This window comes from Pseudoxanthomonas sp. GW2 (assembly GCF_000283075.1).
Lineage (GTDB): Bacteria > Pseudomonadota > Gammaproteobacteria > Xanthomonadales > Xanthomonadaceae > Pseudoxanthomonas.
Genome location: NZ_ALIP01000080.1, coordinates 18,085 through 36,788, shown reverse-complemented (window position 1 = coordinate 36,788; position 18,704 = coordinate 18,085). Strand labels below are relative to the sequence as shown.

General features: G+C 71.1%; 17 protein-coding genes and 1 pseudogene. 7 read left to right on the top strand and 11 right to left on the bottom strand.

Annotated elements, in window-relative coordinates; genetic code table 11:
• The 4 genes from B351_RS0105335 to pdhA all read right to left on the bottom strand — a co-directional run bounded on the left by B351_RS0105335 (position 1) and on the right by pdhA (position 4,247).
• Positions 1-384, bottom strand: a complete 384-nt coding sequence (locus B351_RS0105335; RefSeq protein WP_019398015.1) for a VOC family protein — start codon at positions 382-384, stop codon at positions 1-3.
• Between the two features lie 151 nt (positions 385-535).
• Positions 536-1,921 carry a dihydrolipoamide acetyltransferase family protein gene (locus tag B351_RS0105330; protein ID WP_019398014.1) on the bottom strand — a complete coding sequence of 462 codons (1,386 nt, stop codon included), beginning with the start codon at positions 1,919-1,921 and terminating at the stop codon, positions 536-538.
• A 135-nt stretch (positions 1,922-2,056) separates the two neighbouring features.
• Positions 2,057-3,169, bottom strand: coding sequence for an alpha-ketoacid dehydrogenase subunit beta (locus tag B351_RS0105325; RefSeq protein ID WP_019398013.1), 1,113 nt, complete (start codon positions 3,167-3,169; stop codon positions 2,057-2,059).
• A complete protein-coding gene (gene pdhA, locus B351_RS0105320) occupies positions 3,162-4,247 on the bottom strand; it encodes a pyruvate dehydrogenase (acetyl-transferring) E1 component subunit alpha (RefSeq protein WP_019398012.1) in 1,086 nt (361 codons plus the stop codon). The genes B351_RS0105325 and pdhA overlap by 8 nt, the downstream gene beginning before the upstream one ends.
• A gap of 223 nt (positions 4,248-4,470) precedes the next feature.
• Here pdhA and B351_RS0105315 point away from each other — a divergent pair, with 223 nt between their 5' ends.
• The 3 genes from B351_RS0105315 to B351_RS0105305 all read left to right on the top strand — a co-directional run bounded on the left by B351_RS0105315 (position 4,471) and on the right by B351_RS0105305 (position 7,685).
• Complete coding sequence (locus B351_RS0105315) at positions 4,471-5,331, top strand: tryptophan 2,3-dioxygenase (protein ID WP_019398011.1); 861 nt, start codon at positions 4,471-4,473, stop codon at positions 5,329-5,331.
• 232 nt (positions 5,332-5,563) lie between these two features.
• A complete protein-coding gene (locus B351_RS0105310) occupies positions 5,564-7,087 on the top strand; it encodes a peptide MFS transporter (RefSeq protein WP_019398010.1) in 1,524 nt (507 codons plus the stop codon).
• 1 nt (position 7,088) lies between these two features.
• Positions 7,089-7,685, top strand: coding sequence for a hypothetical protein (locus tag B351_RS0105305; RefSeq protein WP_019398009.1), 597 nt, complete (start codon positions 7,089-7,091; stop codon positions 7,683-7,685).
• Positions 7,686-7,757: 72 nt separating this feature from the next.
• Here the strand turns inward: B351_RS0105305 and B351_RS0105300 are convergent, their stop codons facing one another.
• Positions 7,758-8,270, bottom strand: coding sequence for a MarR family winged helix-turn-helix transcriptional regulator (locus B351_RS0105300; protein WP_019398008.1), 513 nt, complete (start codon positions 8,268-8,270; stop codon positions 7,758-7,760).
• 95 nt (positions 8,271-8,365) lie between these two features.
• On the opposite strand from B351_RS0105300, the gene hppD reads away from it, so the two are divergent.
• The 4 genes from hppD to B351_RS0105280 all read left to right on the top strand — a co-directional run bounded on the left by hppD (position 8,366) and on the right by B351_RS0105280 (position 12,631).
• Entirely contained in the window at positions 8,366-9,490 is a 1,125-nt protein-coding gene (gene hppD, locus B351_RS0105295; RefSeq protein WP_026010391.1) for a 4-hydroxyphenylpyruvate dioxygenase, read from the top strand.
• 58 nt (positions 9,491-9,548) lie between these two features.
• Positions 9,549-10,853: a homogentisate 1,2-dioxygenase gene (hmgA, locus tag B351_RS0105290; RefSeq protein ID WP_037035030.1), complete on the top strand. Its 1,305-nt coding sequence runs from the start codon at positions 9,549-9,551 to the stop codon at positions 10,851-10,853.
• 98 nt (positions 10,854-10,951) lie between these two features.
• Positions 10,952-11,617 (top strand): hypothetical protein, encoded by a 666-nt coding sequence (locus tag B351_RS0105285; RefSeq protein ID WP_019398005.1) that lies wholly within the window; start codon positions 10,952-10,954, stop codon positions 11,615-11,617.
• 66 nt (positions 11,618-11,683) lie between these two features.
• A complete protein-coding gene (locus B351_RS0105280) occupies positions 11,684-12,631 on the top strand; it encodes a sodium:calcium antiporter (protein ID WP_019398004.1) in 948 nt (315 codons plus the stop codon).
• Positions 12,632-12,638: 7 nt separating this feature from the next.
• On the opposite strand, the gene B351_RS0105275 is transcribed toward B351_RS0105280, so the two are convergent.
• The 6 genes and pseudogenes from B351_RS0105275 to B351_RS0105250 form a co-directional block, all read right to left on the bottom strand.
• Complete coding sequence (locus B351_RS0105275) at positions 12,639-12,998, bottom strand: Na+/H+ antiporter subunit G (RefSeq protein ID WP_019398003.1); 360 nt, start codon at positions 12,996-12,998, stop codon at positions 12,639-12,641.
• The gene (locus tag B351_RS0105270) at positions 12,995-13,237 is read right to left on the bottom strand and encodes a K+/H+ antiporter subunit F (RefSeq protein ID WP_232207892.1); all 243 of its coding nucleotides are present in this window, start codon (positions 13,235-13,237) and stop codon (positions 12,995-12,997) included. The genes B351_RS0105275 and B351_RS0105270 overlap by 4 nt, the downstream gene beginning before the upstream one ends.
• A 38-nt stretch (positions 13,238-13,275) precedes the next feature.
• Positions 13,276-13,788, bottom strand: a complete 513-nt coding sequence (locus B351_RS0105265) for a Na+/H+ antiporter subunit E (RefSeq protein ID WP_019398001.1) — start codon at positions 13,786-13,788, stop codon at positions 13,276-13,278.
• Positions 13,785-15,350 (bottom strand): monovalent cation/H+ antiporter subunit D, encoded by a 1,566-nt coding sequence (locus tag B351_RS0105260; RefSeq protein WP_026010390.1) that lies wholly within the window; start codon positions 15,348-15,350, stop codon positions 13,785-13,787. The genes B351_RS0105265 and B351_RS0105260 overlap by 4 nt, the downstream gene beginning before the upstream one ends.
• Before the next feature lie 125 nt (positions 15,351-15,475).
• A pseudogene (locus B351_RS0105255) lies at positions 15,476-15,826 on the bottom strand (Na+/H+ antiporter subunit C); the annotation flags it as partial.
• Positions 15,826-18,669, bottom strand: coding sequence for a monovalent cation/H+ antiporter subunit A (locus tag B351_RS0105250; RefSeq protein ID WP_019397998.1), 2,844 nt, complete (start codon positions 18,667-18,669; stop codon positions 15,826-15,828). The gene B351_RS0105250 and the pseudogene B351_RS0105255, both read right to left, overlap by 1 nt.
• Positions 18,670-18,704: the final 35 nt, after the last annotated feature.

Sequence of the window (18,704 nt, the reverse complement as noted above, 5' to 3'; positions counted from 1 at the left end):
TCAATCCCAGGCATTGAGGTGCCGGCCGAAGCGCTCGCGCTGCGGCCGCACCACGCAGAAGCGGTGCCCGGTGGGCGCCTCCATCACCCACCAGCGCTTGACGAAGGCGATCTTGCGCGCGCCCAGGCGCTCGAGGCGGTCGGCCTCGGCGTCGACGTCGTCGCTCTCGATGTCCAGGTGCACGCGCGATTCGTGCGCCACCTTCTGCAGCAGGATGAGCGGCTCGTCCTCCTCGGTGGCCAGCACGCCGTAGCGGCCGTCGCCGTCCTCGTCCGGGTCGGCGATGGGCTTGCCCAGCGCCGCGCTCCAGAACTCCAGCGCGGGGCGCAGGTCATCGACGTTGCAGTCGATCACCAGGGTGCTGAGGCGGCTGTGGTGCGGCATGGCGGCTCTCTCCGGCGGGCATGGAGCCCGACGATAGCGCCGCGCGGGGCTGGTGCGGATGAAGCGGCGGAAGCGCCCGCCGCCTCCTGCCCCCGGCCACGCGCCACGCCCGGCCCCCGCGCATGGGGCGGGGGAGCCCGGGCGGCCGGCCTCAGTTCGGCAGGGCCATGTCGTCCAGCAGCGCGCGCAGGAAGCGCGCGGCCTCGCCGCCGGTGGCGGCGCGGTGGTCGAAGGTCAGCGAGATCGGCAGGCGGCGGTGCACCTCGATCCCGCCCATCACCGCGACCACGTCGTGCGACAGGCGGCCGGCGCCGACGATGGCCACGCACGGTGGCACCACCACCGGGGTGGCGTAGCGGCCGGCGAACATGCCGAAGTTGGACAGCGAGATGGTGTAGCCGGACAGCTCGCTGGCCGGGATGCTGCGGTCCTCCACCTGCGCGCGCAGGCGGTCGATGCCGGCGCGGATGCCGCGCGCGTCGAGCATGTCGGCATTGCGCAGGGCCGGCACGAACAGGCCGTCGTCGGTGTCCACGGCGATGCCCACGTCCACGTGCGGATGGCGGGTGACGCTGAGCGCCTCGCCGTCGAACCAGGCATTGAGCGCCGGCACCGCCTTGCACGCGGCGACGATCGCGCGGACCAGGCGCGCGGTGATGTCCTGCCTGCCGATCCAGGCGTGCAGGTCGGCGTCGTCGACCAGTGTGGTCGGCACGACCTTGCTGTGCGCGTCGGCCATCACCCGCGCCATGTTGCGGCGCACGCCCTTGAGCTGCTCGGGCTGGCCGCTGGCGGCGACGCCGGCGTCGCCGCCCGGCGGGCGGGTGCGCATGGGCCGGCCGGAGGCGGAGACGGGGGTGCGCTGGTGCACGGCAGGATCGGGCGCGGAGGCGGCAGCCGGTGCGGTGGGCTGTGCCACCCCGGTGCCTCCGGCGCGGGAGGGGAGGAGACGGGATGGATCGGCCGCGGCCTGCTTCACGTCGGCCAGGGTCACGGTGCCCTCGGGCCCGGTGGGCGCAACGCGGGCCAGGTCCACGCCCAGCTTGCGCGCCAGCGCGCGCACCGCCGGCATCGCCTTGACCCCGCCGACCGCGATCGCACGCTCGGCATGCACGGCGTCGGAGCTCTGCATCGCGCCGACCACGGTGCCGGCGTCGCCACCGCGCGCCTCCGACGGTGCCGGCTGCACCGCCAGCTCGCCGCCGTCGTCGCTGGCGCTGGCCTTGGCCGGCTTCGCCGGTGCGCCGTGGTGGTGGCCGGTGTCCTGGCCCTCGGCGCGCTGCGGCAGGGCGGGATCGGGCTCGAACTCGGCCAGCATCGCGCCGGTGGCGATCACGTCGCCGGCCTTGCCGGCCAGGCGCAGGACCTTGCCGGACACCGGCGAGGGCACTTCCACCACCGCCTTGGCGGTCTCCATCGACACCAGCGGTTCGTCCAGGCGGATGGTGTCGCCTTCCTTGACGAACCACTCGACGATGGTCGCGTCCGGCAGGCCCTCGCCCAGGTCGGGCAGGTGGAAGGTCTTGGTCTGGCTCATCGTGTCGCTCTCTCAATCGGTCGGTCGATCGCGCGGATCGACGGGCGGGAGCGGGCCGCGGCACGCGGCCGCGGCATGCCGTCCCGGGGCATCAAGGTAACGGACCGCGCGCGACGGGGTCGCGCGCGGCACGGTTCAGCCGTGGGCCATCGCGGCGCGCGCGGCGGCGACGATCCGCTCCACGCTGGGCAGGTACTTCATCTCCAGGCGGAACAGCGGGATGTGGGTATCCCAGCCGGTCACGCGCTGCACCGGGGCAACCAGGTCGTACATGGACTCCTCGGCCAGGCGCGCGGCGATCTCCGCGCCGAAGCCGGCGGTGCGCGGGGCCTCCTGCACGATCACGCAACGGCCGGTGCGCGACACCGACTCGGCGATGGTGGCGAAGTCCAGCGGACGCAGGGTGGCCACGTCGATCACCTCGGCGCTGATGCCTTCGGCCGCCAGCGCCTCGGCCGCCTCCAGCGCCTCCTTCACCTGCGCGCCCCAGGCGACCAGGGTCACGTCGGTGCCGTCGCGCAGGACGAAGCACACGTCAAGCGGCAGCGCCTCGCCGTCGTCGGCCACCAGTTCCTTGTACTGGCGGTAGATGCGCTTGGGCTCCATGTAGATCACCGGATCCGGATCGCGGATCGCGGCCAGCAGCAGGCCGTAGGCGCGTTGCGGCGAGGACGGCATCACCACGCGCAGGCCGGGGACGTTGGTGAACATCGCCTCGTTGGCCTCGCTGTGGTGCTCCGGCGCGCGGATGCCGCCGCCCCACGGCACGCGCAGCACCATCGGGCAGTGCAGGCGGCCGCGGGTGCGGTTGCGCAGGCGCGCGGCGTGGCAGACCAGGTGGTCCAGCATCGGATAGACGAAGCCGTCGAACTGGGCCTCGGCCACCGGCTTCATGCCCTGCGCGGCCAGGCCCACCGACAGGCCGGCGATGGTGGTCTCGTCCAGCGGGGTGTCGAGCACGCGCTGCGGGCCGAACTTCTGCTGCAGGCCGGCGGTGGCGCGGAACACGCCGCCGTTGACGCCCACGTCCTCGCCCAGCACCAGCACCGACGGATCGTGCTCCAGTTCCCATGCCAGGGCGCGGGTGATCGCCTCGATCAGGGTGATCGGCGTCGCGGTCGGGGTCTGGCTCATAGGCTGTTCTCCACCACGACTGGCGTGGACGGGCGCCGAATCGCCCACGCCGGCGGCGGCGTGGGCGCCGGCCAGGCTGCTGCTTTCGGCGCGCTGGCTGCGGATGTCATCCATGGCGCTGCTCCAGGGCAATGGCCGCGGCGCGCTGCGCGAGCAGGTCCGGCGGCGGATCGGCGTAGAGGTAGTCGAACATCGCTTCCACCGGCTGCGCGGTGGTGGCCAGGTAGGCGTCGACCTCGGCGTTGACCTGGCGCTCGCACTCGGCCTTCCACTCGGCCTCCTCGGCCTCGCTCCAGGCGCCCTGCGCGGTGAGCCAGGTGCGCAGGCGCGCGATCGGCTCGCGCTGCCAGGCGGCCTTGACCTCGGCGTCGTCGCGGTAGCGGCGCGCGTCGTCGGCGGTGGTGTGGTCGGACAGGCGGTAGGTGAGGAACTCGATCACCGAGCCGCCCTCGCCGGCGCGCGCGCGGTCCATGGCCTGGTGCATCGCGTCGAGCACGGCGACCAGGTCGTTGCCGTCGACCTGCAGCACGTGCAGGCCGCCGGCGATGCCCTTCTGCGCCAGGGTCTGGGCGCCGGTCTGGGCCTTGCGCGGCACCGAGATCGCCCAGCCGTTGTTGATCACCCCCAGCACCAGCGGCAGCTGGTAGGCGCCGGCGGAGTTGAGCGCGGCGTAGAAGTCGGTCTTGGAGGTGCCGCCGTCGCCGCAGGTGGCCACGGCCACGTGCGGCTGCCCGCGCAGCTTGAACGCCAGCGCGGCGCCGGCCGCGTGCAGGCACTGGGTGGAGATCGGCACGCAGATCGGGAAGTCGGCCACCGCGTCGCTGTCGCGCGGGAAGTCGCTGCCGCGCTCGTCGCCGCCCCAGTACATCAGGATGTCGCGCGGGCGCACGCCGCGCTCGAACATGGTGCCGATCTCGCGGTACGACGGCGCGAACACGTCGCCGCGGCGCATCGACGCGCCGATGCCGACATGGGTGGCCTCGTGGCCCAGGCTGGGCGCATAGGTGCCCAGCTTGCCGGTGCGCTGCAGGGCGATGGCCTTGCTGTCGAAGGCGCGCACGAACAGCATGCGCTTGAACAGCGGCAGCAGCACGGCGGGGTCGCGCAGGTCCTGCGGGAAGTCGCGGACCTGGCGCCCGTCGGCGTCGAGGTACTGCAGGTAATGGACTTCAAAGCTGGCGGCGAGTGTCATCGGGGGAGTCACCCTTGCGCGCGATTGCGGACAGGAAAGTTGCACATGGTACGGACTCGGTCGAGAAAACCCGCCGTGCAGCGCAACAACGCTTGCAGTACATGGACTTGGACGCGGTCGTCGAGTTCCCCTGAATGGTGACAGGCTCGGCCGCGTTATCCCTGCTGCGCTGCGGTACGCTTTGCCCCCTTGCGCGCACTCCCGCCCGCGCCAGCCGCGACCGATGACCCTGAACAAGAACCAGCGCCCGCTCGAACCCGGCATCCACACCGACCTGCAGGGCCGCATGACCTATGCGGGCTACCTGCAGCTGGACCGCCTGCTGTCCGCGCAGCGGCCGCTGTCCGAGCCGGCGCACCACGACGAGATGCTGTTCATCATCCAGCACCAGGTCTCGGAACTGTGGCTGAAGCTGCTGATGCACGAGCTGCAGGCCGCGCGCGCGTTCATGCAGCAGGACCAGGTGTGGCAGTGCCGCAAGGTGATGGCGCGCGGCAAGCAGGTGCTGCGCCAGCTGGTGGAGCAGTGGTCGGTGCTGGAGACGATGACGCCGTCGGAGTACATGGGCTTCCGCGACCTGCTGGGCCCGTCCTCCGGCTTCCAGTCGCTGCAGTACCGCGCGATCGAGTTCCTGCTGGGCAACAAGAACGCCGAGATGGTGAAGGTGTTCGCCCACGACCCGGAAGGCCAGGCGGCGCTGCGCGCCGAGCTGGAGCGGCCCAGCCTGTACGAGGAGTTCCTGCTGTACCTGGCGCGCTTCGGCCACGCGGTGCCGGGCGAGTACCTGCGCCCGGAACGCGACTGGACCCAGCCGCACGTCAGCGACCCGGCGCTGCGCCCGGTGTTCGAGCGCATCTACGAGGACACCGACCGCTACTGGCGTGAGTACTCGCTCAGCGAGGACCTGGTGGATCTGGAAACCCAGTTCCAGACCTGGCGCTTCCGCCACATGCGCACGGTCATGCGCATCATCGGCTTCAAGCGCGGCACCGGCGGCTCCAGTGGCGTGGGCTTCCTGCGCGAGGCGCTGGACCTGACCTTCTTCCCGGAGCTGTTCGAGGTCCGCACCAGCATCGGAACCTGAACGGTTCCGGTCCGCCCACCGGACCGCTGCGTGGGCTTCAGCGGCCGTCCAGCCGGTTTCGGCCAGAGCGGCCGTTTCCAATGCAACACCTTGAACAGGAAGGGATTTTTCTTGCGGCTCGGCGGGGTTTGACCGCGGTTGCGCATTGACGGGCAAGGCCCGGTCGGTGATTCTCGCCCGGTTCCGGCGCCCGTGCGCCGTGCAGTCCCGTCCGTTCTTTGCAAGGAAATCCATGAGCGCCGACCTCGTCGAGCCCAAGGTCGCGGCCCCGCCGCACACGCCGTCCCTGCCCCAGTTCCCCCAGACCCTGGGCCATCCGCGTCCCCTGTGGATGCTGTTCATGACCGAGTTCTGGGAGCGCTTCGCCTTCTACGGCATGCGCTGGGCACTGGCGCTGTACATCGTCGCCGAGTTCTACAGGGGCAACCCCGCCGGCGAGGCCCCGGCCAGCGAGCTGTATGGCGCCTACCTGGCCCTGGTGTACGCCGCGGCGATCTTCGGCGGCTATGTCGCCGACCGGCTGATCGGCTACCAGCGCTCGATCCTGGTCGGCGCGGCCTTCATGTCCGCCGGCCTGTTCATGATCATGGTGCCGAGCCAGCCGATGCTGAAGCTGGGCCTGGCCACGGTGATCGTCGGCAACGGCCTGTTCAAGCCGATCATCTCGACCCTGGTCGGCAAGCTCTACGCCCCCGAGGACCAGCGCCGCGACTCGGGCTTCACCATCTTCTACATGGGCATCAACCTCGGCGCCTTCATCGCGCCGATCCTGACCGGCTGGCTGGCCGAGCGCATGTTCGGCGGCAGCCCGGAACTGCCGGCGTACAAGGTGGTGTTCATCGCCTCGGGCATCGGCATGCTGTTCAGCCTGTTCTGGTTCTGGCTGGGCCGCGCCCAGCTCAAGGGCATCGGCGCCGCCCCGGCCGAAGCGCCCGGCCTCGGCCGCGTGGCCATGGTGGTTGCCGGCGCGGTGGTCGCGATTCCGGTGTTCTACTCGCTGCTGACCATCGACGCCGGCGTGCTCAACTGGATCCTGATCGCATTGTTCATCGCCCCGGCGATCATGCTGCTGGTCGAGGGCATCCGCGAGGGCAAGGTGCAGCGCGACATGGTGGTCGCGATGCTGATCATCTTCGGCTTCAACGTGCTGTTCTGGATGTTCTTCGAGCAGGCCGGCAGCTCGTTCAACTTCCTGGCCCAGAACATCGTCAACCGCGACTTCGGCGGCTGGATCTTCCCGGTCGGCTGGTTCCAGTCGGTCAACTCGATCGCCATCATCACCCTGGCCCCGGTGCTGGCCTGGCTGTGGGTGGCGATGGGACGCGCCAATCCGTCGATCCCGCGCAAGTTCGGCCTGGGCCTGATCTTCAACGGCCTGGCCTTCCTGCTGCTGATGTTCGCCCTGTCCAGCCTGGTTGACCCGCAGACGCTGAAGATCCCGTTCTGGACCCTGTTCATGGTCTACGTGATCCAGTCGGTGGGCGAGCTGTGCCTGTCGCCGATCGGCCTGTCGATGACCACCAAGCTGGCCCCGGCCAAGCTGACCGGCCTGGCCATGGGCGGCTGGTTCCTGTCGATCGCCATCGGCAACAACCTGTCGGGCATCTTCGCCTCCAGCGTCAGCGGCGAGGGCGGCATGACCACCGCCTCGGCGCTGGCCGGCTACACCTTCGGCTTCTGGGCGCTGCTGGGCGCCGGCGTGCTGCTGTTCCTGGTCGCGCCGCTGATCCAGAAGCTGATGCACGGAGTGAAGTGAGATGAACGGCGCCCGCGGCGCGTTGCTGGCTTCGGCCCTGGCCCTGTGCGGATGCGGGGTTGATTCCCGGCACCCGGCCGGGCCGCCACAGCCGGTCGACACCACGCCGCAGCAGGCGCCGGCGCCGGACGCCCCCGAGCCGGTGGCCTCCGGCAACACCCCGGCGGCGGCGGACGTCGCCGCCCTGGCCGGGTTGCGGGCCGCGTTCGACCCGGCCCGCAACCCCGCCGACGACCTGGAAACCGCCCAGGTCGAGGCGCGCCGCGGCAACCGCCGCATCGTGCTGGAGTTCGGCGAGCCGGACTGCGCGCCCTGCGAGGCGCTGGCCGCCGGGATCGAAGGCGACGCGGCGCTTCGTTCGCGCCGCAATTCGGCGTTCGTGTGGGTGCGGGTGGACCGCCGCGCGCCGGGCAATGCCGGCTTTGTCGCGGCCTACCCGGAAGCGGCCGACGCGCCGGCGCCGTACCTGGTGGTACTGGACGCCGACGCACAGGTCCTGCATGCCGGCCCGGGCGCCGCGTTGCTGCGTGACGACGCCCGCGCCGACGTGGCGCGCATCCGGGAATTCCTCGAGACCTGGGCGCCCCCGGCGCCCTGATCCGGCCCCTGGCCGGCTCCTTCCCCGATTCCAGTCCCCTGCCGCCTGTTCCGCGTTCCCCCGCGGCGGCGTTCAGTGCCCTTCGCGCAGGGCGGTCAGGCCCGGGCCGGCGAGCTTGGTCAGCAGGCGGTCGAGCATCTGCCGTTCGTTCTCGTCCAGCGTGGCCACCAGGCGCGCCTCGGCTGCCAGCGCCATCGGCGCGATCTCGTCGTAGACCGTGTACCCCACCTCCGACAGCGACAGCACCGAGCGGCGGCGGTCGTCGCTGTGGATGTCGCGCTTGATCAGGCTGCGCTCGAGCAGGCGCGCGACCGCGCGGCTGACCGCGACCTTGTCCATCGCCGTGCGTTCGGCGACCTCGTTGGCCGACAGGTCGGGGAAGCGCCCGAGCACGGCCATCACGCGCCATTCGGTGATCGCCAGTCCGAAACGCTTCTGGTACATGTCGGCGATCGTCTGGCTGACCCGGTTGGACAGCACGCTGAGGCGGTAGGGCAGGAAACGCTCGAGTTCGAGCTGGGCGTGGCCGGATGCGTCCTTGGCGGGAACGGACCCGGTGGCGTCTTGGCTGGCAGTAGCAGTCATTGCGGCAGGGTACCTTGCATGTGGTTGCACACGTAACTATAAAGGGTCTAATCCCAGACCCCCGTTCCCCGGCGGGGAGCGATCAGGAAGCCATCATGAGCGTGCAACCGCAAGTCCTTTCGTCCGCCACCGGTCCCGCCGTGGGCATGTCGGTGACGACCTTCGAGAACCCGATGGGCATCGACGGCTTCGAATTCGTCGAGTTCGCCGCGCCCGCCGGCCAGGCCGGACATCTCCACGACTATTTCCGCAAGCTGGGCTTCGTGCGCGTGGCCCGCCACCGCACCCGCCCGATCACCACCTACCGCCAGGGCGACTGCACCTTCCTGGTGAACGAAGACCCGGATTCCTTCGCCGCGCGCTTCGCCGAGAAGCACGGCCCCAGCGCCTGCGGCTTCGCCATCCGGGTGAAGAAGCTGGCCGACTGGGTGCGCACCCAGGCACTGAAGAACGGCGCCGAGGCGTTCGCCGCCGAGGACGAGCTGAGCAAGGCGGTGGCCGCGCCGGTGATCAAGGGCATCGGCAACTGCATGCTGTACCTGGTCGACCGCTACGACGCCAAGGGCACGATCCACGACCCGGACTACGAGTACGAAGCCGGCGTGGAGCTGAAGCCGGCCGGCTTCGGCCTGACCTTCATCGACCACCTGACCCACAACCTCTACCCGGGCAACATGGCCAAGTGGGCGGACTACTACGAGCGGCTGTTCAACTTCCGCGAGATCCGCTACTTCGACATCAAGGGCGCCAAGACCGGCCTGTTCTCCAAGGCGATGACCGCGCCGGACGGCATGGTGCGCATCCCGCTCAACGAATCTGCCGACCCCAAGTCGCAGATCAACGAGTTCCTGGAGGCGTACCACGGCGAAGGCATCCAGCACATTGCCTGCTTCACCGAGGACATCTACGCCACGGTGGAGAAGATGCGCGAGGCCGGGATCGAGTTCCTCGACACCCCGGACACCTACTTCGAGGTGATCGACCAGCGCATCCCGGACCACGGCGAGGACGTGGAGCGGCTGCGCCGCAACCGCATCCTGATCGACGCCGATCCGGAGACCGGCAAGCGCAAGCTGCTGCAGATCTTCACCCAGAACGCGATCGGCCCGATCTTCTTCGAGATCATCCAGCGCAAGGGCAACGAGGGCTTCGGCGAGGGCAACTTCAAGGCCCTGTTCGAGAGCATCGAGCGCGACCAGATGCGCCGCGGGGTCCTCTGACAGCGTGACAGGGAAGCCCCTCCCCGGGACGGGGAGGGGCTCGCAAGGGCGAACGAGGATGAACGCTGTGACTGAACTGCAGTACATGACCGGCTTCGGCAACGAGTTCGCCAGCGAAGCCATTCCCGGGACCCTGCCGGAAGGGCAGAACTCGCCGCAGCGGGTGGCGCACGGGCTCTATGCCGAGCAGATCTCCGGCACCGCGTTCACCACGCCGCGCGCGCACAACCGGCGCAGCTGGCTGTACCGGATCCGCCCGGCGTCGATGCACGGCAGCTTCGCCCCGTTCGCGCAACCGCGCTTCCACAACGACTTCGGCAGCGGCCCGGTGACCCCGGAACAGCTGCGCTGGGACCCGCTGCCGCTGCCGGCGCAGCCCACCGACTTCATCGAAGGCCTGTACACCGTGGCCGGCAACGGCTCGCCGGCGGCGCAGGCGGGCGTGGGCGTGCACCTGTACGCCGCCGACCGCGACATGGCCGGGCGCTACTTCTACGACGCCGACGGCGAGCTGCTGCTGGTGCCGCAGCAGGGCCGGCTGCGCATCGCCACCGAGCTGGGCGTGGTCGAGGTCGAGCCGCAGCAGGTGGCACTGGTGCCGCGCGGCATCCGCTTCCGGGTGGAGCTGCCGGACGGCGCCTCGCGCGGCTACGTGCTGGAGAACTTCGGCGCCCCGCTGCGCCTGCCGGACCTGGGACCGATCGGTTCCAACGGCCTGGCCAGCCCGCGCGACTTCCAGGCGCCGGTGGCCGCGTACGAGGACCTCGAGGGCGATTTCGAGCTGGTGGCCAAGTTCCAGGGCCACCTGTGGCGCGCGCCGATCGACCACAGCCCGCTGGACGTGGTCGCCTGGCACGGCAACCACGTGCCGTGGCGCTACGACCTGCGCCGCTTCAACACCATCGGCTCGATCAGCTTCGACCACCCCGATCCGTCGATCTTCACCGTGCTGACCTCGCCCAGCGACACGCCCGGCACGGCCAACGTCGACTTCGTGATCTTCCCGCCGCGCTGGCTGGTGGCGCAGCACACCTTCCGCCCGCCCTGGTTCCACCGCAACGTGGCCAGCGAGTTCATGGGCCTGGTGCACGGCGCCTACGACGCCAAGGCGGAAGGGTTCGTGCCGGGCGGCTGTTCGCTGCACAACTGCATGAGCGGGCATGGTCCGGACGCGGCCACCTTCGAGAAGGCCTCGGCCGCCGACCTGTCGAAGCCGGACGTGATCACCGGAACCATGGCCTTCATGTTCGAGACCCGCGCCGTGCTGCGTCCGACCGCGCAGGCCATGGACGCGCCGCACCGCCAGCGCGAGTACCTGCAGTGCTGGGCCGGGCTGCGCAAGCATTTCCGCGCCCCGGCCTGAGCCGGGGCCCGGACCCGGGCCCGTCTACCGGCGCTTTCGCCCGGCCTTGACGGGCGCTGGCGCAGCCTCCGGCCATGCGGACGCGTCCCGGGGGAACCATGTCGTCGTCGACCAGGAAGATCGATGCCTGCCTGCTGATGCTGGCGCTGGCCCTGGCCTCGTGCACGCGTCCGCCGGACACGGCGGCGCAGGCGGAGGAGCCGGACTGGGAGCCGATGGCCCGGTCCGCGCAGGACGAGGGCCACGACGGTCCCGAGGGCGCCGACGTGCCGCCGGCCACCGTGCCGCATGCAGCCTCCGCGCTGGCGACGCTGGCCACAAGCTTCGAGGGCTTCGGCCCGGTGCGCTTTGGCGAGGGCGCCGAGTCCCTGCGCGAACTCTGGAAGGGCGGGCTGGAGGGCGATGCCGATCCGGCCGATCCGCAGGCCTGCTACTACCTGTTCCCGCGGCCACGCCCGCAGCACGGCCATGGCACGGCCTTCATGATCGAGCGCGGCCGCTTCGTGCGGGTGGACGTGGACCAGGCCGGCGCGGTGGCCCCCGGTGGTGGCCGCATCGGCATGGACGCGGAACAGATCCATGCCCTGTACCCGGGGCAGGTGGAGGAAACCCCGCACAAGTACGTCGAGGGCGGGCGCTACCTGCGGGTGGTGGCCGACGGCAGCCCGGCGGTGCTGGTGTTCGAGGTGGATGCCGACGGCCAGGTACGGTCCTGGCGCGTGGGCCTGCCACCGCAGGTGGACTACGTCGAGGGCTGCGGCTGAGCGTCGCCGCGCCCGGCGCGTGCAGGCCCGCGCGCATGGAACCGGCCCGATGCGGGGAGGACTGCGATGGTGGCGACACTGGGAGGATTCGCGCTGGGCCTGCTGCTGCTGGCGCTGGGCGGCGACTCGGCGGTCAAGGGCGTGTCCGGGCTGGGGCAACGACTGGGCCTGCGCCCGTTCGCGGCCGGGGTGCTGCTGCTGGCGTTCGCCACCTCGATCCCGGAACTGGCGGTCAACCTGCGTGCGGTCGCGATCGGGCAGGGCCACCTGGCGCTGGGCAATGCAGTCGGCAGTACCCTGGCCAACCTCGGCCTGACCCTGGGCCTGGCCGCGCTGGCGGCGCCGCTGCTGCTGCACGCGCGCCTGCTGCTGCCGCAGCTGGTGCTGCTGGTGGCGGCGGTGCTGGTGCTGGTGCTGCTGGGCCTGGACGGCTACGTCGGCCGCATCGACGGCCTGGTGCTGGTGGCCGCCTTCATCGTGGCGCTGGCCCATGTCCTGCGCCGCGCCGCCCGCGAGGCGCCGGAGGTGCAACAGGGCATCGCCGGCTACGCCGCCACCCGCACCGTGCCGTGGCTCAACCTGCTGCGCCTGGCCATCGCCATCCCGCTGCTGTGGTTCGGCGCGCGCTGGGTGGTGTCCGCCGGCCTGGACCTGGGCCGGGCCTGGGGCCTGACTCCGCTGCTGGCGGGCCTGCTGCCGGTGGCCATCGGCAGCACCTTGCCGGAAATCGCCGCGGCCATCGCCGCCGCGCGGCGCGGCCAGGGCGACATGGTCGCCGGGCATGTGTTTGGCTCCAGCCTGTGCAACCTGCTGCTGGTCGTCGGCGGCACCGCGGCGGTGCAGCCGCTGGCCCTGCCGGCCTCGTTCGTGCGCCTGGAGCTGCCGGCGCTGCTGGTCCTGGCCGCCCTGGCCTGGCCGATGCTGCGCGGCGACCGCCGGCTGTCGCGCGGCGAGGGCGGCGTCCTGGTGGCGGTGTTCGCTGCCTGGATCGTGCTGGAGCTGGCGCTGCTCTGAACCGCGCTCAGGCGTCCTCGCCGGGCCCGCGACCTTCGCCCACCGGTTCGCTGCCCGGTTGCGCCGGGCGTTCGGCCATATGCAGCGACAGCGCCGCCTTGGCCATCAGGTGCGCGCCGATCGGCGCGGTGATGAACAGGAACGCGGTGATCAGCAGTTCGCGCGGCTGCGGGTCGGTCTCGCCCAGCCAGTGGTAGCCGATCGAGGCGGCCAGCACGCAGCCCACGCCCAGGGTGCTGGCCTTGGTCGGCGCGTGCAGGCGCTTGAAGAATTCCGAGAACTTCACCAGGCCGATCGAGCCGACCAGGATGAAGAAGGCGCCGGCCGCCAGCAGGAGGACCAGCAGGATGGCGATGACCCAGCTCATTCGACGATGTCCCTGCGCAGCACGTACTTGCTCAGCACCACGGTGCTGACGAAGCCGAGCATGGCGATGATCAGCGCGGCCTCGAAGTAGATCGCGGTATTGAGGTGCATGCCCAGCAGGATCAGCTGGGCGATCGCGGCCACCGAGAGGGTGTCCAGGGCCAGGATGCGGTCGGGCACCGAGGGGCCGCGCAGCAGGCGGTACAGCGCCAGCAGCATGGCGAAGGCGGTCACGTGCATGGTGCCGACGATGGCCCAGCCGACCAGTGCCTGCGGGGTCACGGGAAGATCTCCATCAGCGGGGCCTCGTAGCGGGTCTTGATCTCATGGATCACGGCGTCCGCGTCCTTGAGGTTGAGCACGTGCACCAGCAGGTAGCGGCGGTCGTCCGACAGCGCGGCCGACACCGTGCCGGGGGTCAGGGTGATCATGCTGGTCAGCGCGGCGATGCCGTGGATGTTGCCGATGTCCAGCGGCACCCAGATGAAGCCGGGGGTGATCTCCTCCTCCGGGCCCAGCACCTGGCGGGCCACGGTGATGTTGGAGCGGACCACGTCCAGCGCCAGCACGCACAGCATCCGCGGGATCCCGCTGATCCGGCCGATGCGGGCGAACTCGCGGTCCAGGCGCGCGGCGAACGGCGGAATGACCAGCGCCAGCAGCAGTCCCATCAGTGCGTGGCCGACGCTGACCTCCGAGTTCATCAGCAGCCAGAACACGAACACCGTCGCCGCCAGCGGCAGCGACGGGACGATGCGGCGCAGCAGTGGCTTGCGTTCCCGGGTGCTCACGGGGTCCTCCCTTGCGGCAGCGTCGCCCGCACCTGCTCGACGTAGGCTTCCGGCGCCTGCAGCTGGGTGCCGGTGGCGCGGGTGTATTCCAGCATCGGCGAAGCGCCCAGGACCATGGCCACGCCGTAGGCGAGGAGGAGGACCGTGGCGGCCGTTTCCAGCGGACGGCTGGGCGCCTCGCGCATCTGCTCGCGCGGCACGTATCGCGCGACCTGTGCGTCGGTGGCGTCGGGCCAGAGCTCCTGGCGCCAGAACAGGCGGGTGCCGGCGCGCGCCAGCCCCACCAGCATCATGAAGCTGCTGCCCAGCACCAGCAGCCACACCCAGAACGTGCGCGGGCCTTCCGGCACCGCCTCCAGCATCACCAGCTTGCCGATGAAGCCCGACAGCGGCGGCAGGCCGGCCAGCGACACCGCAGCCACCAGGTACAGCGCGGCCGGCGCGGTGGAGCCGGGCAGGGCGGCGACCACGTCCTTGCGGTCGCTGGCCGCGCCGCGGCGGCGGCGCACCAGGTCGGCCAGCAGGAACAGGGCCGCGCCGGCGAAGGTGCTGTGCACCAGGTAGTAGAGGCCGGCGCCCACCGTGCCGGCGGTGTCTAGGGCGAAGGCGATGAACAGGGTCGCCGCCGAGGACAGCACCAGGTAGGCGGCCAGCGAGCGCAGCCGGCGCGCGGCCAGCACGCCCAGCGCCGCCAGCACCAGGGTGATCGCGCCCAGCACCAGCAGTGCCGGCCAGGCGAAGCCGGCCAGCGGCCCGGCCAGGCCGAACACCAGGGAGCCCACGCGCAGCACCGCGTACAGGCCGACCTTGGTCATCACCGCGAACAGCGCGGCCACCGCGGCCGGGGCGTGGGTATAGGTCTCCGGCAGCCACAGGTACATCGGCAGCAGCGCCGCCTTGGCACAGAACACCACCAGCAGCAGGCCGCCGGCGGCCTGGACCAGGGCGCGGTCCTGCGGCCCGACCTCGGCCACCCGCACCGCCAGTTCGGCCATGTTGAGCGTGCCCAGCAGGCCGTAGACCAGGCCCAGGGCGACCAGGAACAGGGTCGAGGCGGCGATGTTGAAGGACACGTAGTGCAGGCCGGCGCGCAGGCGCTCGCCGCGGCCGCCGCTGAGCATCAGCCCGTAGGAGGCGATCAGCAGGATCTCGAAGAACACGAACAGGTTGAACACGTCGCCGGTGAGGAAGGCGCCGTTGATGCCCATCATCTGGAACTGGAAGAAGGCATGGAAATGCGGCGCGCGGCGGTCCCAGCCGGCGCAGGCGTGCAGCAGGCAGCCGATGCCGAGCAGCGCCGCCACCAGCAGCATCAGTGCCGCCAGCCGGTCCACCATCAGGGCGATGCCCAGCCGCGCCGGCCAGTCGCCGACCAGGTATACGCCGACCTCGCCGCCGGCTGCACCCCGCACCAGCAGCACGGCGAGCACCAGCATCAGGCCCATCGAGGTCCAGGCCACGATCCGCTGCGGCGCCATGCCGAAGCGGCGGTGCTCGAACATCAGTGCCAGGGCGGCGGCCACCAGCGGCACCAGGATCGGCAGCAGCGGCAGGTGCGCGATCATGCGCGGCCCTCGCGGTCGGGCGAGGCCACCGCGCCCTGGGCGGGCACCGATTCATTGCCCGCCACCAGCTCGGCCGCGTGCGCGGCCAGGCGTGCCTCGTCGTGGCGCAACTGTTCGCGGCGCTGGAATTCCGCCTCGGCGCGGCTGCCGTCCACGTGGTCGCTGTGGTTGTCGGCGCGGCTGCGGATGGCCAGCACGATGATCACCGCGGTCATGGCGAAGGCGATCACGATCGCGGTCAGCACCAGGGCCTGGGGCAGGGGATCGGTGTAGTACGCCGGCTCGGCGGGCATGCCCTCGCGCAGCACCGGCGGCTTGTCCGTCACCAGGCGCCCGCTGGAGAAGATCAACAGGTTGGTGGCGTAGGACAGCAGGGTCAGCCCCAGGATCACGTCGAAGCTGCGCGCCCGCAGCAGCAGGTACACGCCCGCGGCGGTGAGGATGCCGATCGCGCTCGCCATCGCCAGTTCCATCAGCCCAGTTCTCCGGTACGGGTCGAACGCTGGCCCGGCTCGATCACGCCCAGCCGCGCCACCGTGGTGCGCGAGGGGCGGATGGTGCCGAGCATCGACAGGATGAGCATGGCGCCGCCGAACACCACCAGGTACACGCCGGTGTCGAAGCCCATGGCGCTGGCCAGTTCCAGGGTGCCGACCAGCGGCAGTTCCAGTTCCAGGTGGCCGCTGGTGAGGAACGGGACGCCGAACAGGAACGCAGCCGCGCCGCTGGCCGCCGCCACCACCAGGCCGATGCCGATGCAGCGGATGTAGTCGAAGCCGAAGCGCGACTCGACCGAGGCCGCGCCCTGGATCACGTACTGGATCAGCAGCGGCACCGCCAGCACCAGGCCGGCGATGAAGCCACCGCCGGGCGCGTTGTGTCCGCGCAGGAACAGGAATACCGAGACGGTGAGGGTCAGCGGGAACAGCAGCTGGGCCAGGTCGGCCGGCACCGGCAGCTTCACCGGGCCGCCGGACATGACCTTCTCCGGCGCCATCCGCGCGCGCCGCAGCAGGGCGTGCACGATCAGCGCGGCCACGCCGAACACGGTGATCTCGCCGAAGGTATCGAAGCCGCGGAAGTCGACCAGGATCACGTTGACCACGTTGCGGCCGTAGGCCTCCGGCAGCGAGCGTGCCAGCATCTCCACGCTGGCCGCGTCCGGGCTCGGGTCGCGGGTCATCATCGCGTACGCCAGCACCGCCACGCCCAGGCCGGCGGCGGCGGCCACCACGATGTCGCGGTAGCGCCGCGCCGGGCGCCGCTCCGGCGGCGAGCGCGGCGGCAGGTAGTGCAGGCCCAGCAGCAGCAGCGCCAGGCTGACCATCTCCACCAGCAGCTGGGTCAGGGCCAGGTCCGGGGCGGACAGGAACACGAAGGCCATGCTGACCATCAGGCCGATGCCGCCCACGACCAGCAGGGCCAGCAGGCGCTGCCGGTACAGGCGGATGGTCCACGCGGTGCAGGCCACCATCACCAGCCACAGGAACCAGCCCAGCAGCGGAATCGGCGAGGGCGCGCGCAGCACCGGCAGCGCGCCGCCACCGAGGGAATCGACGAACGGCGCCACCCCGGCGGCAAGCGCGGCCAGCACCAGCAGCAGCATGCTGCGCTGGACGCTGCCGTTGGCGATCCGGGTGGTGAAACGGTTGGCCAGGCCGTACAGGGCATCCATGTTCCAGCGGAACACGTTCCGGCCCAGCGAGCCGCGCACGATCGCGTGCAGGTCGAACAGGCGGCGCAGGCCGAAGTACAGGGCGATGCCGCCGACGATGCCGCACAGGCTCATCAGCAGCGGCACGTTCAGCCCGTGCCATACCGCCAGGCTGTAACCGGGCATGGCCGCGCCGAGGATGGCGCCGGCGCCGGCGTGCAGCACCGGGGCCACGGTGAAGGCCGGGAACACGCCCACCGCGATGCACAGCACCACCAGCACCTCGACCGGGATCTTCATCCAGCGCGGCGGCTCGTGCGGCTCGCGGTCCAGGGCGCGCGGCCCCTTGCCGAAGAAGGTCTCGTAGACGAAGCGCAGGCTGTAGGCCACGCCGAAGATGCCGTACAGCAGCGCGGCCACGGCGATGCCCAGGCGCATGTAGGCGTGGCCGCGGATCTCCAGCGCCTCGGTGAAGAACATCTCCTTGGACAGGAAGCCGTTGAGCAGCGGGATGCCGGCCATCGCCAGCGAGGCGATCACCGCCAGCGCGCTGGTCATGGGCATGGCCCGCCGCAGGTTGCCCAGGCGGCGGATGTCGCGGGTGCCGGTCTCGTGGTCGATGATGCCGGCGGCCATGAACAGCGAGGCCTTGAAGGTGGCGTGGTTGAGGATGTGGAACACGCCGGCGACCACCGCCATCGGCGTGGACAGGCCGAACAGCAGGGTGATCAGGCCCAGGTGGGAAATGGTCGAGTACGCCAGCAGGCCCTTGAGGTCGTGCTGGAAGATCGCGAACCAGGCGCCCAGCAACAGGGTCGCCGCACCGATGCCGCTGACCAGGTAGAAGAACAGGTCGCTGCCGGCCAGCGCCGGGTGCAGCCGCGCCAGCAGGAACACGCCGGCCTTCACCATGGTCGCCGAGTGCAGGTAGGCCGACACCGGGGTGGGCGCGGCCATCGCGTGCGGCAGCCAGAAGTGCACCGGGAACTGCGCGCTCTTGGTGAACACGCCGGCCAGCACCAGGCCCAGCGCCCAGGGGTAGAGCGCGCTGTCGCGGATCAGTTCGCCGGAGGCCAGCACCGCGTCCAGGTCGTAGCTGCCGACGATGCGGCCGATCAGCAGCACGCCGCCAAGCAGGGCCAGGCCGCCGCCGCCGGTGATGGCCAGGGCCATGCGCGCGCCTTCGCGCGCGTCCTGGCGGTGGGTCCAGAAGCCGATCAGCAGGAACGAGCTGATGCTGGTCAGTTCCCAGAACACCAGCAGCAGGAGCAGGTTGCCGGCCAGCACCACGCCCAGCATCGAGCCCATGAACAGCAGCAGGTAGCTGAAGAAGCGCACCGCGCTGTCGCGCGCGGAGAGGTAGTAGTGCGCGTACAGCACCACCAGCGCGCCGATCGCCAGCACCAGCCCGGCGAACATCCAGGCCAGCCCGTCCAGGCGCAGGTCGAAGTCCAGCCCGATCTGCGGGATCCAGGCGTGCTCGCCGCGCACGATCCAGCCCTGCAGCACCGAAGGAGTCAGCCAGCCCAGCACCGCCAGGCCCAGCAGCGGGGCCGCGCCGGCCACCCACGCGGCGGCGGCCCGCGAACGGGGGCGCAGCAGGGCCAGCAGCGCCGCTGCCAGGAAGGGCAGGGCGAGGAGGACTTCCAGGAACGGGATCATCCGTGCGGTCGTGGGGGCCGTCTTGGTGAACCCGG

Bases quoted from the DNA above. Each gene is read 5' to 3' on its own strand.
- pdhA (WP_019398012.1), bottom strand. From the start codon at position 4,247: ATGACACTCGCCGCCAGCTTTGAAGTCCATTACCTGCAGTACCTCGAC.
- B351_RS0105300 (WP_019398008.1), bottom strand. From the start codon at position 8,270: ATGACTGCTACTGCCAGCCAAGACGCCACCGGGTCCGTTCCCGCCAAG.
- B351_RS0105280 (WP_019398004.1), top strand. From the start codon at position 11,684: ATGGTGGCGACACTGGGAGGATTCGCGCTGGGCCTGCTGCTGCTGGCG.
- B351_RS0105250 (WP_019397998.1), bottom strand. From the start codon at position 18,669: ATGATCCCGTTCCTGGAAGTCCTCCTCGCCCTGCCCTTCCTGGCAGCG.
- hppD (WP_026010391.1), top strand. From the start codon at position 8,366: ATGAGCGTGCAACCGCAAGTCCTTTCGTCCGCCACCGGTCCCGCCGTG.
- B351_RS0105305 (WP_019398009.1), top strand. From the start codon at position 7,089: ATGAACGGCGCCCGCGGCGCGTTGCTGGCTTCGGCCCTGGCCCTGTGC.
- B351_RS0105335 (WP_019398015.1), bottom strand. From the start codon at position 384: ATGCCGCACCACAGCCGCCTCAGCACCCTGGTGATCGACTGCAACGTC.
- B351_RS0105270 (WP_232207892.1), bottom strand. From the start codon at position 13,237: ATGCACGTGACCGCCTTCGCCATGCTGCTGGCGCTGTACCGCCTGCTG.
- hmgA (WP_037035030.1), top strand. From the start codon at position 9,549: ATGAACGCTGTGACTGAACTGCAGTACATGACCGGCTTCGGCAACGAG.
- B351_RS0105330 (WP_019398014.1), bottom strand. From the start codon at position 1,921: ATGAGCCAGACCAAGACCTTCCACCTGCCCGACCTGGGCGAGGGCCTG.
- B351_RS0105275 (WP_019398003.1), bottom strand. From the start codon at position 12,998: ATGAGCTGGGTCATCGCCATCCTGCTGGTCCTCCTGCTGGCGGCCGGC.
- B351_RS0105310 (WP_019398010.1), top strand. From the start codon at position 5,564: ATGAGCGCCGACCTCGTCGAGCCCAAGGTCGCGGCCCCGCCGCACACG.
- B351_RS0105325 (WP_019398013.1), bottom strand. From the start codon at position 3,169: ATGGATGACATCCGCAGCCAGCGCGCCGAAAGCAGCAGCCTGGCCGGC.
- B351_RS0105315 (WP_019398011.1), top strand. From the start codon at position 4,471: ATGACCCTGAACAAGAACCAGCGCCCGCTCGAACCCGGCATCCACACC.
- B351_RS0105285 (WP_019398005.1), top strand. From the start codon at position 10,952: ATGTCGTCGTCGACCAGGAAGATCGATGCCTGCCTGCTGATGCTGGCG.